Genomic DNA, 13,455 nt, shown 5'->3' with positions numbered 1-13,455 from the left:
CTTCCCGGGGCACGGTTTGTGTCTGTTGCTCCGGCCGCCACGCACAGCGTCCGCAAGCAGGTCCTTTGCCACCCTGAGCCGGCTGGCGGGCCTTCGTCGGGCCCAGCCGTTCAGCGTCTCTCGCTCAGTCGGCGGCGGTGGCGGGCACGGGGACTTCAACGGCCCCGCCGCCCCCGCCTGCCTCAGCAGGAGGCCGGCCGGCGCGGAGCTCCGCGATGGCGGCCTCGAAGTCTTCGAGTGAGTCGAACGCCCTGTACACGGACGCGAAACGCAGGTAGGCGACGAGGTCGAGTTCCTGCAACGGGCCGAGTATGGCCAGACCCACGTCATGGGTGGTCAGCTCGGCGCTGCCGGTGGCACGCACCGCCTCCTCGACCCGCTGGCCGAGCTGGGCAAGAGCGTCCTCGGTGACCGGCCGCCCCTGGCACGCCTTGCGCACACCGGAGATGACCTTGGTACGGCTGAAGGGCTCGGTCACTCCGCTGCGCTTGATCACCATGAGCGAGGCGGTCTCGACCGTCGTGAAGCGCCGGGCGCAGTCCGGACACTGCCGGCGCCGGCGGATCGCCGTCCCGTCGTCGGTGGTGCGACTGTCGACGACGCGACTGTCGGGATGCCTGCAGAAGGGACAGTGCATGGCTCCCAACCCCTCCTTCTGAGCACGACCGACTGGCCCCGCAGGCCGGATCCGGCCCCGCGAAGCAGCCACAAGCATAGGCGATGCCCTCGGCCATGGAGCACCGGGGACACAACTTCTGGGTGGCGGAGCCAATTCAACCACTAGATCTGGGGTTTGGCGTACTTTCAGGTCACGAAGCGTGTCGCCTCGCGCGGGCTCCGGGGCCGCTTCGGACACGGCCTGTATCGGCCGACTGCGCGGAGTGCTCGAGGCCCTCGGCGCGGACGACACAGAGGCTCGGCATTCCCACCTCCCAGCGATCGGAATGCGAGACTGGAAGGGACGGGCCGGCAAGTTCGGAACGACCCCGCGCCGCCACCGCCGGCGGCGAAGGCTACCGTAACGGGTGCACCGGCCGGTTCGATCATTCGCACTACACCCAGCAGAATGCCCACGTCAGGCAATCTGCAATTTTTCACTCGAACGTGTGTTTGGCGCAACCTTTCGAAAGCAACTACCGTTGTCCAGCTAGGGAGACCATTCGAGAGGGGCCGACGTGACCACCACCGCAGACAGTGCCACCATCACTGCCCAGGACCGCTCACAGAGCCGATTCGAGTCGGTGCATGCCATGAATGACGCAGCCACGACCCCGGAGGGGCCGAAGCCAGGCCGCTCGCTGCCCGGTCGACCTCCCGGCATCCGGGCCGACAGCTCCGGCCTCACGGACCGGCAGCGGCGCGTCATCGAGGTCATCCGCGACTCCGTGCAGCGGCGGGGGTACCCGCCGTCGATGCGCGAGATCGGCCAGGCGGTCGGCCTGTCGAGCACCTCGTCGGTGGCCCACCAGCTCATGGCCCTCGAGCGCAAGGGATTCCTCCGCAGGGACCCGCACCGCCCCCGGGCGTACGAGGTCCGGGGCTCCGACCAGCCCAGCACCCAGCCCACGGACACCACCGGCAAGCCCGCCGCGTCGTACGTCCCCCTCGTCGGCCGGATCGCGGCAGGTGGACCCATCCTCGCCGAGGAGTCCGTCGAGGACGTCTTCCCCCTCCCCCGCCAGCTGGTCGGCGATGGTGAGCTCTTCGTACTGAAGGTCGTCGGAGACTCGATGATCGAGGCCGCGATCTGCGACGGCGACTGGGTGACCGTGCGACGCCAGCCCGTGGCGGAGAACGGGGACATCGTGGCCGCCATGCTCGACGGCGAGGCCACGGTCAAGCGCTTCAAGCGGGAGAACGGCCACGTCTGGCTGCTCCCGCACAACGCCGCGTACCAGCCCATCCCCGGCGACGAGGCGACCATCCTCGGCAAGGTGGTGGCGGTGCTGCGGCGGGTGTGAAACACCCGCCGGCCCAGACCGGACCCCGGGATCCACTGCGCCGGTCCCGGGGTCCTGCGTTGTCTGCACGCGGGCTTCGGGCGCAGAGCGACTCCCGGACGCAGCGGCGTCGAATGCCCTTCCGGCGCCGTTTGCCTCCCGGAGCTGCTTCCTCCGTCTGGACCTCCGCACCGCTCTCCTCCGCGTTGGCCTCCGGCGCTACTTTCCCTCCGCCTTCGCCGCCGCGTCGATGGCCGCCAGTGAGCGGCGCACCTGGTTGCGGTCCGTGGTGTACCAGAAGTCGGGCAGCGAGGCGCGCAGATAACTGCCGTAGCGCGCATTGGCGAGACGCGGATCGAGCACCGCCACCACTCCCCGGTCCCCGGTGGCCCGGACCAGCCGGCCCGCTCCCTGAGCCATCAGCAGTGCTGCATGCGTCGCCGCCACGGCCATGAAGCCGTTGCCGCCCGCCTCCTCGACGGCCTTCTGCCGTGCGCTCATCAGCGGGTCGTCCGGCCGCGGGAACGGAATACGGTCCATGACGACGAGCTGACAGCCGGGACCGGGCACGTCGACGCCCTGCCAGAGCGAGAGCGTGCCGAACAGACAGGTCTCCGGGTCTGCGGCGAACGACTTGATCAACTCGCCGAGGGTCTCCTCGCCCTGCAGCAGGATCGGGTTGCCGAGGCGGCCGCGCAGTTCCTCCGCCGCCGCCTTTGCGGCCCGCATCGAGGAGAAGAGCCCGAGAGTACGCCCTCCGGCGGCCTCCACCAGTTCGGCGAGCTCATCCATCATGTCGCCCCTGGAACCCTCGCGCCCGGGTGTGGCGAGATGCCGGGCGACGTACAGGATGCCCTGCTTGGGATAGTCGAAGGGCGATCCGACGTCCATGCCCTTCCACTGCGGCACCTCCTCTCCCCCGCTGCCCTCCGGTGCGAGGCCGAGGGAGGCCCCCACCCCGTTGAAGTCGCCACCGAGTTTGAGCGTGGCCGAGGTCAGCACCACCGACCGCTCCGCGAAGAGCTTCTCCCGCAGCAGCCCTGAGACGGAGAGCGGTGCGACCCTCAGGGACGCCCCGAAGCGGTCGTGCCGCTCGTACCAGACCACGTCGTACTCGGAGCCGTGGGTGATCCGCTCGGCAACCGCGTGCACGCTCTCCACGGCGGCGAGGGCCTGCTTGCGCACGGCGTCCTCGTCCTGGACGGACTTGTCCCTCGTGGAGCCGATCGCGGTGATCACCGTGCGGGCCGCGTCCCGCAGCGCCATCAGGGCGTAGCCCAGGTCTTCCGGGATCTCCTCCAGACGACCGGGGAGGGCCAGCTCCATAAGGCGCTCGAAGGTCTCCGCGGCCGTCTGGAGTGCGTCGGCCGCCTTCTCGTCGACGAGTTTGGCCGCTCGTCGGACAGCACGGTTGACCTGCCCGGGGGTGAGCTCGCCCGTGGCGACGCCGGTGACACGGGAGACCAGTTCGTGCGCCTCGTCGACGATCAGCACCTCGTGCTGCGGCAGCACCGGGGCGCCCTCGATGGCGTCGATCGCGAGCAGGGCGTGATTGGTGACCACGACGTCCGCGAGCTTGGCCCGCTCGCGCGCCATCTCGGCGAAGCACTCCGCTCCGTAGGCGCATTTGGAAGCACCCAGGCACTCACGGGAGGACACGGAGACCTGGCTCCAGGCGCGGTCGGACACGCCCGGGGTCAGGTCGTCCCTGTCACCGGTCTCCGTCTCGTCGGCCCAGTCCCGCATGCGCAGCAGGTCCTGACCGAGCTTGCTCGTGGGCGCCGCGGCCTCGAACTGGTCGAAGAGTCCGTCCTCGTCGTCCTGCGGCACGCCTTCGTGGAGGCGGTGCAGGCAGAGGTAGTTCGACCGGCCCTTGAGCATCGCGAATTCGGGTCGGCGTCGCAGCAGCGGATGCAGCGCCTCGACCGTACGCGGAAGATCACGCTCCACGAGCTGGCGCTGCAGCGCCAGGGTCGCCGTCGCCACCACCACACGCTCGCCGTGGGCGAGGGCCGGGACGAGATAGCCGAGCGACTTGCCCGTACCGGTGCCGGCCTGGACAAGCAGGTGGGAATCGTCGTCGATGGCCTCGGCAACGGCCTCGGCCATGGTGACCTGGCCTGGCCGCTCCACACCGCCGACGGCGGTCACGGCGGCATGGAGGAGGTCGGGGAGGGATGGCTTCGTCATAGCCCGACCACCCTACGGGGCGCCACCGACAACCGGATCGGGCAGCGGGCCGTCCGACGGCGCCAAGGGGTTGGGAACGGTGCCGTGGACGGCCGCGTGCGGGCGCTCGGGGCGGTCGCGATAGCCGTCGAGATGGAGTCGGTTGCGGTTGAGGCACAGGCGCTCGATACGTGGGGTGAGCAGGTCGAACGCCTCGTAGCGCTCCTTGAGCTCGGGGAAGCGTGCGTGGTGGCGCAGGATCTCCTCCCGTACGAGCGAGAAGAACTTCTCCTCGGGCACGTCCAGTTGGTCCTCGCAGAGCGGGGCGAGATAGCGGAGCACCCCCACGAAGAGACCCGAGTGGATGAACTGGGTGAGGAAGCCTGGCTCCTCGGTGAGGAGGATCCGCCGCACCTCCTTTGGCATCGAGGCGTGCTCGGGCAGGGGCTGTGCGCTCACGTTCACGTCGTCGACGAAGTCCTTGATCGCGAGGCGGACGGGAACGTCGTGGTCGTCGTAGATCACGATGGCGTTCTCGCCGTGCGGGGAGAAGACCGTGCCGTAGCGGTAGAGGAAGTGCAGCAGTGGCGGCAGCAGAGCCGCGAAGAGCCGTTGGAGCCAGACCGTGGGGGCGAGGCCGGACCGGGTGACGAGTTCGGCGGTGAAGGCCCGGCCGTGTGGATCGGTGTGGAGGAGCGAGGCGAGGGTGCGGGCCCGTTCACCCGCGTCCAGTCGCGGCTGGAGCGGCTCCCGCCAGATCGCGCCGAGCAGTTCCTTGTACTGGTAGGGCACCTCGGCCAGGTGGTCGTACAGCGGATGCTCGACGGTCACGGAGGCGACCTCGCCGAGCAGGACGACCCGGCACTCGTCGCGCAGGAAGGGGTCGGCGTCACGAAGTCCCTGCACCCAGGAGGTGACGGCGGGAGCCGCGAGAGTCCGCTCGGTGGGCAGCCCCCGCCAGACCAGGGTGTTCAGGATGGACAGCGGCAGCTTGACGGTGTGGCGGTCCGGCCGGTCGACGTTCACGAACGTCCTGATGGACTGCTGGGGCAGTCGCAGGTCGCCGTCGCTGGGCAGCGGGACGATCTCGTCGCGGGCCACAGCGGGTGCGTACAGGGGCAGCAGCACTTCGTCCCACTGCCACGGGTGCACGGGCAGGAACAGATACTCGGCGGGATCCAGGCCCTTGGCGCGCAGCGCGCCGGCGTAGGACTCGCGGGTCGGTTCGTCGAGCTCGCGGCTGTAGAGGTCCTGCGCGTCGAGGCCGGGGACGCCGCGGTAGGCCGCGAGACCGGTCTTGACCGCTATCCAGGGCAGGCACACGGGGCGGCGGGCCTCGGGTGCCCAGCGCGCGGCGTCGGTGGCGGAGAAGCCGATGCGTCCCTTGTTGAGGACCAGCCACGGGTGGCCGGTCTGGTGGCCTTCGAGCTCGGCGTATCCCAGGTCGGCCAGCTCGGCGGCGCTCAGCGCGGTGCCGTCGAGCCGGGTGTCGCCGGTCAGGGTGAAGGACATTTCACGCAGCAGATGGCCGAGGGTGGCTCCGTCGAGGCCGAGCAGGTCCTTCGCCAGCGCGAGGAAGGCGAGCGGGTCGGAGAAGGGCCGGTCTTCGCATCGGACGGAGCCGGGGACGACGCGCCAGCTTCCGTAGGCTCCTCGCCGGGCCCGGAAGGTGAACGCGCTGTTCCCTTCGACGGGGAGGGCGTAGAGGTCGCCGCCGGCCGTCGTTGCCGGGCGGTCCGGATGGGCCCGGACCGGCTCGATGATCTCCTCGTACGCGAATTCACCGAGCATCTTGGCGAGCAGTCGGGCAGCTGCCCGGTCCCAGTTCCGGCGGGTCAGACCGGGCGGGACGAGGGGGACGGAGTCGTGGCTGGCGGGAGATTTCGGCACGGGGACTCCTCGGGTGGAACCGATGCGGATCGAGCGGTGTATGCAATACAGCGGGTGGTTCACAGCAGGCTCCGCAGGGCGCGGTCCCGGACCATGAGGGCGGCTCGCTTGTCGGGAAGGTCGATTTCGGCGGAGAGCCGGAATCCGGAGCTGAGGAACGCGGAGACGGAGGGGGTGTTGCGCAGGTCGGGTTCCGCGATGACCCGCATACACAGAGGCCGCTTGTCGAGCACGAGGTCGGACACGGCGCGAAGGAGGACGGAGCCGACGCCGCGGCCCCGGTTCGCGACATCGCCGATGAGCAGGTGAACGCCCGTGTCGTGCGGGCGCGCCGGGTAGTGACGGGCGAGCGGATCGAGATCGGCTCGGTAGATCTCGAAATAGCTCATGGGTGTGTCGTCGAGGACGCCGAGGCAGGGGACGCTGCGGCCGTCGCCCTCGAGTTGTGCGCGCAGGTGGTCGGCGGTGACGAGGTCGGGTCCCGCCAGCTCCCAGAAGGCGGCGACGGTGGAGTCGTTCATCCATCGGGTGATCAGCGCGAGATCACGTTCGAGGACAACGGGGACGAGTTGGAAGGTGCCGGCGCGTGTGTCCCTCGGGCACCACGCGCCGAGGTCGTCGAGCAGGTCGCCGGCAAAGGCGTCGACCCAGGTCTGTGACCGGTGGCCGGTGGGCGTTCGCGTCGTGGACAGGCAGCTGTCGTTCTCATGGATCAGGGCGAGGAAGTCGTCCGGGAGCCGCAGGTCGAGCGTGTCCTCAGCACCTCCTCCAGGCCGGGGAGCAGGGCCGAGCCCACTGTCGGTGTGCGTATCGGTGGGAGGCAATGCGGCGTCTCCTCTCGCGGTTCGGTATGCGGGTTGCAGGCTCAGGATCGGAGGGGATTGGCGATGGTGACGTAGACGGACTGGGTGTCGACGGGGCCGACGAGCTCATCGAGTCCCTGCAGCCGGGTGAGCAGATTGGCCTTGCAGCGGAGTGTGGGCGTCTCGAGCAACTGACCGGGCAGTGGTGAGCCCATGGCGGCCGCGGATGCGAGGAAACGGCGGAGGCCGGCGAGGAGGACACGCTCGTCGGCGAGGCGCTGCGCCCCGAAGGCTCCGATCAGACCGAGCACGTTGTTGATGCCGAGGTAGTAGGCGAAGCGCTCGTCGGTGACATCGTCGGAGACGAAGGTGTCGCTGTGCGTCCCGATACCCGGGAGGCGGTCGTCGAGCCGCTCGCGGTGGGACTCGCGGAAGTAGTAGCCCTGGTTGTCCCGATAACGGCCACCGGTCGGCCAGCCGTCGGGGTCCAGCAGCACGATCGTGTTCTGCTGGTGGGCCTCGAGGGCGACGCCTGCTGTGGCGTCCAGCCACAGCACGGGGCGCACGACATGGTCGAGATAGCGCAGGAACCACTCCGCGGCCACTGCGGGAACGGGCCTGCCCGTCCGGGCCGCGAGCCGCTCGACGGTGAGGGAGAGACGCGAGCGCATGCCCGCCTGCCCGGGCCAGGGGCGGGGGGCGGTCAGCGCCGCGATGCAGACCGCGTCGTCGCCGGAGCCGAAGGGGTTGTGGCGGATCATGACGTCGAGCCCGGGCAGGGGTTCGGCGTCCGGGGTGTCGACGGCGAGCCAGGCCGGGTCGCGCACGATGTCGAAGCGGGGGTGGGCGGCCCGCCATTGCTCGGCGAGGCCGGCGCGGAGCAGTCGGTGCACCTCGACTCCTCGGTGCAGTTCCTTGCGGAGGTTCTCCCGGCGGGAGTTGGTGATGCGCAGGCCGAGGGAGAGTTTGAGCATGGCCGGGGCGCCGGGGCGGTGCACCGTACGGACGGAGGAGGTGGGGTACCAGAGTTCGCCATGAGGGCCGAGGTCGTGCAGAAGACCGGCGTCCAGGAGGGCGGATGCCGCGGGGCGCTGTCCGATGTCCTCGGCCTGCCATGGGTGCAGCGGCAGGGCAGCGGTGTTGTCGGGGAGCGGGAGGTCTCCCGCGAGACGGGAGGTGAGCTGTTCGGCCGTGACGGCGCGGCCCTGTTCTGTCCAGGCGGATTCGGCGGCCAGGACGGACTTGTCGACAGCCATCCAGTGCAATCGGAAGGAGCCGTACAACTCCGGCGAGTAGCTGCGTGCTTCGGCGTCGGAGAGTCCTTCGCGGCTCTTCGGTGTCGGGTGGAGGGGGTGGCCGAGCAGCAGGGACTGCTCGGCGGTGAGAAACAGGTCCGCCTCGGGCGGGGCAGCGGGGCGCTCTCGCCGGTCGGCGATGAAGCCGGCCGTGCGGCGGACGGAGTCGGCGACCCGGGCCACGAGATCGGTTCCTTCGGCGTGGCCGGCTTCACGGCCGAGGAGCGCGGCGACGGTCACCGCGTCGGCCCGTGTGGCCTCGCGCGAGCTCCCCTCCAGGGCGGGAGCTCCGAAACGGTGCCATCCGGTGGCGGACCAGTAGTGCACGGGGACCAGCAGCGCGGTGCCGCTGGCGTCGAGCGGAATACGCAGGGTGTGTCCCTCGGGCCGGGTCAGGTCGTTCTCCCGCACCCAGCAGCGCAGGAGGTTCTCCACGGTCGCCGTGTCCGCGGCACGGCGCTCGTCGAGGTCGTCGAGCGGGTCCCGGTGGTCCACCGGGCCGTGATGGGCGCGGTGGTCGAGGCGGTCCGTCTCTGCGCCGGGCCGGCCGGGGCCGTCGGCCTGCGCGAGCGTGCCCGCGCGACCGCCGCGCTGTTCGTCGAGGCGCCCGGGCTGACGTGGCACCGTCACGGGCTCCATCGTGAGGGGGCCGCTCGCTCCACACGTGTCGCGGTGGTGGCCGGCGGGGCCGTCGTGGGACTCGGGCGCATCGGGTACGGGAATGGGGTTCACGGAGGGCTCCCTTGTGACGTTGTCCGGGGTCAGTTCGACTGCCTGTTGTGCGACTGCCTGTTGTCGGTGCGGCGTTGTGTGGAGCGCTCTGCGGCGGCCAGGGCGTCGGCGAAGCGGTCGAGGACGGCCACGGCTTGTTCATCGGTCAGGGTGAGAGGAGGCAGCAGGCGTACGACACCGGCCCGGCGTCCGCCCAGCTCGACGATGAGGCCGCGGTGCAGACACTCCTGCTGCACGGCTGCCGCGAGCTGGGGTGCCGGAGGGGGGACGACTGCGTCGGGTGCCATGGAGTCGGGCTCGACGAGTTCGACGCCGATCATCAGCCCCCGGCCGCGTACGTCACCGATGCAGGGGTGGGCCGCGGCGAGGCCCTGCAGGGAGGCCAGCATGCGGGCGCCGAGCGTCCCTGCGCGCTCGGCGAGAGCGTTCTCACGGACGTGGGCGAGCGTGGCGGCACCCGCAGCCATGGCGAGTTGGTTGCCCCTGAAGGTGCCCGCGTGGGCCCCGGGGGGCCAGGCGTCGAGTTCGGAGCGGTACACGACGACGGCGAGCGGAAGGGAACCGCCGATGGCCTTGGACAACACCATGACATCCGGTACGACTCCGCTGTGCTCGACGCCCCAGAAGGTGCCGGTGCGGCCCACTCCGGTCTGCACCTCGTCGGCGATCAGCGGAATGGAGCGGGCGGCGGTCAGAACTCGCATCCTGCGCAGCCACTCGTCGGGGGCCGGAATCACTCCGCCCTCCCCCTGCACGGGCTCGAGGATCATGGCGGCCGGCGTCGGAACGCCGCTCTTGCTGTCGTCGAGCAGGCTCTCCGTCCAGCGGGCGGCGAGCTCCGCGCCGCGCTCGCCGCCGATCCCGAAGGGACAGCGGTAGTTGTGCGGGAACGGGAGGCGGGTGACCCGTACGTCCGTGGCGCCGCCGGAGGCTTCGAGCGCTCCGGCCGTCATGCCGTGGTAGGCGCCGGTGAAGGCCAGCAGGCCGCTGCGGCCGGTGGCGGTCCTGACGAGCTTGAGCGCGGCTTCGACGGCATCCGTGCCCGCGGGACCGCAGAACTGGATGCGCGCGTCCTCGGCCAGCGGCCGCGGGAGCGTGGCGAACAGCTCGGTGATGAAAGCGTCCTTGACGGGTGTGGCGAGGTCCAGCACGTGCAGCGGAGCGCCGGAGTCGATGACCTTCTTGATCGCTTCGAGGACGACGGGGTGGTTGTGCCCGAGCGCCAGGGTGCCAGCGCCGGAGAGGCAGTCGAGATACCGGCGCCCGTCGGCTCCTTCGATCGTCAGCCCCCTGGCCCGGACCGGCACGATGGGCAGTGAGCGCGCATAGGTGCGGGCAGCGGACTCGCGGAGCGACTGTCTGCGCAGAATCCCCTCATGAGCTGCGGTCGGCGCCACCGGAGCAGGTTCGGTCACGGCCACGGCTGTTCGTCCTCCGGCTGTCACGGTTGCGTTGCACATCGGTACGTCACTTCTGCGCGGCGCACCGGCGCTGGAGGCTGTCCTTGTGTCCCCCGCACTTTCCAACGACGCGGAGGGCCGGGGATCACGGGCATACGGAAGATCCTTGCGCCTCCGGAACCAAGGACCTGCCGCACGCCGTCCCCAACGGCACCGGCATAGTGGGGGGCTGCACTCCGGCTGACGAGTTCCACCGGATCGGCCGGGGACTTGCTCGTTCCAGAAGTTCCTGCACAACTCCGACAGTTCAACAACTCTGTTCAACAACTCGGTTCAACAGCTCAGCAGCACAGTTCGACAGATCAGCACCACCGAAGTCCCAGGGGGATCAAGAGATGCGACCCATTCGCCCGACGCTGGCAGCGGCATCGATAGCCGCAGTGCTGGCGCTTGCCGCCACCGCGTGCGGCCCGAGCGAGGACAGCGCCGGCGACAAGCCGAGCGCGCCGGCCAGCCAGTCCGCCGACGGCAAGATCACCATCCCGGACGATCTCAAGGACCGGCTCAAGGAGCACGGGATCGACCTGGACAAGTGGAAGAACGGCGAGTGGAAGAACTGGGACAAGGACAAGTGGCTGCGTGAGGCCCAGGACTTCGTCAACCCGATCATCGAGGACCTCTGGGACCCGGACCGGATGCGGGATGCCGACAAGCCCCCGGAGAAGCCGGTCGACAATGACATCTCGGGCGACGAAGGCGTCACCGACCCTGCTCCCGCGCCGGTCGACGCCCAGGCCGTGAAGGCCCCGTACCACGCGAACGCCGCGGAGGCCGGCAAGGTCTTCTTCGACGGTCCGCAGGGTTCGATGGTCTGTTCCGCGACTGTCGTCAAGGACCCGGCCAATCCCGGCAAGTCCAACATGGTGTGGACCGCCGGCCACTGTGTGCACGCCGGTAAGAGTGGCGGCTGGTACCGAAACATCGCCTTCGTCCCCTCGTACAACGACGGGGCCAAGGAGACCGCGGAGCTGGAGAAGGCACCCAAGGAGGAGATCGCTCCCTACGGTGTCTGGTGGGGCGACTGGGCGCAGACCTCCGACCAGTGGATCTCCCAGGGCGCCGCGACCGGCGGCCAGGGCGCGGCCTACGACTTCGCCGTCATCCACGTGACGCCGGAGAAGGGCGGCAACGGCAAGTCCCTCGAGGAGACGGTCGGTTCGGCCCTGCCGGTCGACTTCAACGCCCCTGCGGTGCCGAAGATCGCGAACATGACCGCCACCGGTTACCCGGCGGCTCCGCCGTACGACGGCCAGAAGCTCTTCCAGTGCGCCGACAAGCCGGGCCGGCTGTCGCTGAACGCCGATGAGCCGACGATGTACCGCATCGGCTGCACCATGACCGGCGGTTCGTCCGGCGGTGGCTGGGTCGCGCAGGGGCAGGACGGCAAGCCGGCCCTGGTCTCCAACACCTCCATCGGCCCGGTTACGGCAGGCTGGCTGGCAGGTCCGCGCCTCGGTAAGGACGCCGAGGGCGTCTACAACGCGGTCAGCAAGAAGTTCGCGGGACAGTGACCGCCGAAGAGGCAAGGGAGCCGTGCGCACGGGCGTCCGCATGAAGTGATGCGGGGAGGGGTCTCGACCGTAAGGCCGAGACCCTTGCGCTTCGCCCTTCTGCGTCGTTCTCGCCCGGTTCGCCTCCGGGCGCTTTGTGCGTGTGTCGACGGTCGATCGCGCTCGATCCCTCGTTCCTCGGGATCGGCGCGCTCCCCCTGCCCTGGCGGGTGGTGCCCCCACTCCCTTTCGACACCCGCGCGCCCCCTTCGGCTCGCCATCCTCGTGGAGAGTCCGTGCAGTTGAGGGTGAGCAGGGCCCGTCCAGGATGATCGTCCGTGCGCAGCGCCTAGAGTGGTGGCGCAGCGTGAGGCGGCCCCCGACGGCCGCCTTTTCCCATGACAAGTTCATGGCAAGCAGCTGTTTCCATGGCAAGTACTGAGCACTTCAGGGGGAATCGTCCCATGCGATCCATACGTCCACTGCTGGCCGCGGCCGGTCTCGTCACGGCACTCGGCCTGACGGCGACCGCCTGCGGCCCGAGCGAGAACGACGCGGCGGACAAACCGGCCGCGTCCAGCCCGGCCGCTGACAACGGTGGCGCCGCGGTCCCTGCGGACCTGGCCGACAAGCTCAAGGAGCGCGGTGTCGACCTGGACCAGTGGAAGAACGGCGAGTGGAAGAACTGGGACAAGGACAAGTGGCTGCGTGAGGCCAAGGACTTCGTCAACCCGGTGATCGAGGGCCTGTGGAAGCCTGAGCGGATGACGACGGCCAAGGCGCCGGCGAAGACGATGGCCGCCGGCGACATCTCCGGTGACCAGGGCGTCACCGATCCCGAGCCGCGCCCGGTCCGGGCGGAGCCGGAGAAGAAGCCGTACCACAAGAACGCCGCCCCCGTGGGCAAGGTCTTCTTCGACGCCCCCGAGGGCTCGATGGTCTGCTCCGCGACCGTCGTCAAGGACCCGAAGAACCCCGGCAGGTCCAACCTCGTGTGGACGGCCGGCCACTGCGTCCACGCGGGCCGGGCCGGCGGTTGGTACCGCAACATCGCCTTCGTCCCCGCCTACAACGACCAGGGCAAGTCCCCGGCCGCACTGGAGAACGCGCAGCCGCACGAGGTCGCGCCCTACGGCGTCTACTGGGCGGACTGGGTCGCGACGTCCGGCGAGTGGATCGATGAGGGCGGCCCGACGGGCGGCACCGGCGCCCCGTACGACTACGCCGTGATGCATGTGAAGCCCGAGCAGGGCACCAAGTCCCTCGAGGAGACGGTGGGCGTCGCCCTCGACATCGACTTCGACGCTCCCGAGGCGAAGGACATCAGCGCCATGGGCGCCTGGGGTTACCCGGCCGCGCCGCCGTACGACGGTGCGCTGATGCACAAGTGCGTCGACCGGCCCGGCCGGCTGTCCATCGCTCCCGGCACTCCGACCATGTGGCGTATCGGCTGCACCATGACCGGCGGTTCCTCCGGCGGCGGCTGGTTCGCCGAGCAACCGAACGGCAAGCTGGCGCTGGTCTCCAACACCTCCATCGGCCCCGTCACTTCTGGCTGGCTGGCCGGTCCGCGGCTCGATCAGGGCGCGCAGCAGATCTACACGATGATGAGCGACAAGTTCGCGGGCCAGTAGGCCCGGCTTCTGAGCACGGCGAAAGGCCCGCCCCGGCCGGGG

General features: G+C 70.0%; 9 protein-coding genes. 3 read left to right on the top strand and 6 right to left on the bottom strand.

From position 1 onward, the window contains the following. Nucleotides 1-124 precede the first annotated feature (124 nt). A complete protein-coding gene (gene nrdR / locus IE198_RS19655; RefSeq protein ID WP_189888371.1) occupies nt 125-637 on the bottom strand; it encodes a transcriptional regulator NrdR in 513 nt (170 codons plus the stop codon). Between the two features lie 538 nt (nt 638-1,175). Here nrdR and lexA point away from each other — a divergent pair. Next, nucleotides 1,176-1,961 carry a transcriptional repressor LexA gene (gene lexA / locus IE198_RS19650; protein ID WP_189888369.1) on the top strand — a complete coding sequence of 262 codons (786 nt, stop codon included), beginning with the start codon at nt 1,176-1,178 and terminating at the stop codon, nt 1,959-1,961. 198 nt (nt 1,962-2,159) lie between these two features. Here lexA and IE198_RS19645 read toward each other — a convergent pair whose 3' ends face one another. Genes IE198_RS19645 through IE198_RS19625 form a run of 5 tightly spaced genes read right to left on the bottom strand, consistent with a single transcriptional unit; the run spans nt 2,160 to nt 10,250 of the window. Next, nucleotides 2,160-4,130 (bottom strand): ATP-dependent DNA helicase, encoded by a 1,971-nt coding sequence (locus IE198_RS19645; protein WP_189888367.1) that lies wholly within the window; start codon nt 4,128-4,130, stop codon nt 2,160-2,162. A 12-nt stretch (nt 4,131-4,142) separates the two neighbouring features. After that, nucleotides 4,143-5,999 carry an IucA/IucC family protein gene (locus tag IE198_RS19640; RefSeq protein ID WP_373299901.1) on the bottom strand — a complete coding sequence of 619 codons (1,857 nt, stop codon included), beginning with the start codon at nt 5,997-5,999 and terminating at the stop codon, nt 4,143-4,145. Between the two features lie 59 nt (nt 6,000-6,058). Further along, the gene (locus tag IE198_RS19635; RefSeq protein ID WP_189888365.1) at nt 6,059-6,823 is read right to left on the bottom strand and encodes a GNAT family N-acetyltransferase; all 765 of its coding nucleotides are present in this window, start codon (nt 6,821-6,823) and stop codon (nt 6,059-6,061) included. A 41-nt stretch (nt 6,824-6,864) separates the two neighbouring features. After that, nucleotides 6,865-8,829 (bottom strand): IucA/IucC family protein, encoded by a 1,965-nt coding sequence (locus IE198_RS19630; RefSeq protein ID WP_373299900.1) that lies wholly within the window; start codon nt 8,827-8,829, stop codon nt 6,865-6,867. 29 nt (nt 8,830-8,858) lie between these two features. Further along, a complete protein-coding gene (locus IE198_RS19625; protein ID WP_189888363.1) occupies nt 8,859-10,250 on the bottom strand; it encodes a diaminobutyrate--2-oxoglutarate transaminase family protein in 1,392 nt (463 codons plus the stop codon). 374 nt (nt 10,251-10,624) lie between these two features. On the opposite strand from IE198_RS19625, the gene IE198_RS19620 reads away from it, so the two are divergent. Both IE198_RS19620 and IE198_RS19615 read left to right on the top strand, forming a co-directional pair. Next, the gene (locus IE198_RS19620; protein WP_189888361.1) at nt 10,625-11,800 is read left to right on the top strand and encodes a trypsin-like serine peptidase; all 1,176 of its coding nucleotides are present in this window, start codon (nt 10,625-10,627) and stop codon (nt 11,798-11,800) included. 443 nt (nt 11,801-12,243) lie between these two features. Further along, nucleotides 12,244-13,413, top strand: a complete 1,170-nt coding sequence (locus tag IE198_RS19615) for a trypsin-like serine peptidase (RefSeq protein ID WP_189888359.1) — start codon at nt 12,244-12,246, stop codon at nt 13,411-13,413. Nucleotides 13,414-13,455: the final 42 nt, after the last annotated feature.

The organism is Streptomyces xantholiticus, assembly GCF_014651015.1.
Taxonomy (GTDB): Bacteria; Actinomycetota; Actinomycetes; order Streptomycetales; family Streptomycetaceae; genus Streptomyces; species Streptomyces xantholiticus.
This window is presented reverse-complemented; position numbering and strand designations above follow the sequence as displayed.

What these genes read in the sequence shown, in the direction of transcription:
- IE198_RS19615 (WP_189888359.1), top strand. Translation starts at nt 12,244, where the DNA reads ATGCGATCCATACGTCCACTGCTGGCCGCGGCCGGTCTCGTCACGGCA.
- nrdR (WP_189888371.1), bottom strand. Translation starts at nt 637, where the DNA reads ATGCACTGTCCCTTCTGCAGGCATCCCGACAGTCGCGTCGTCGACAGT.
- IE198_RS19645 (WP_189888367.1), bottom strand. Translation starts at nt 4,130, where the DNA reads ATGACGAAGCCATCCCTCCCCGACCTCCTCCATGCCGCCGTGACCGCC.
- IE198_RS19620 (WP_189888361.1), top strand. Translation starts at nt 10,625, where the DNA reads ATGCGACCCATTCGCCCGACGCTGGCAGCGGCATCGATAGCCGCAGTG.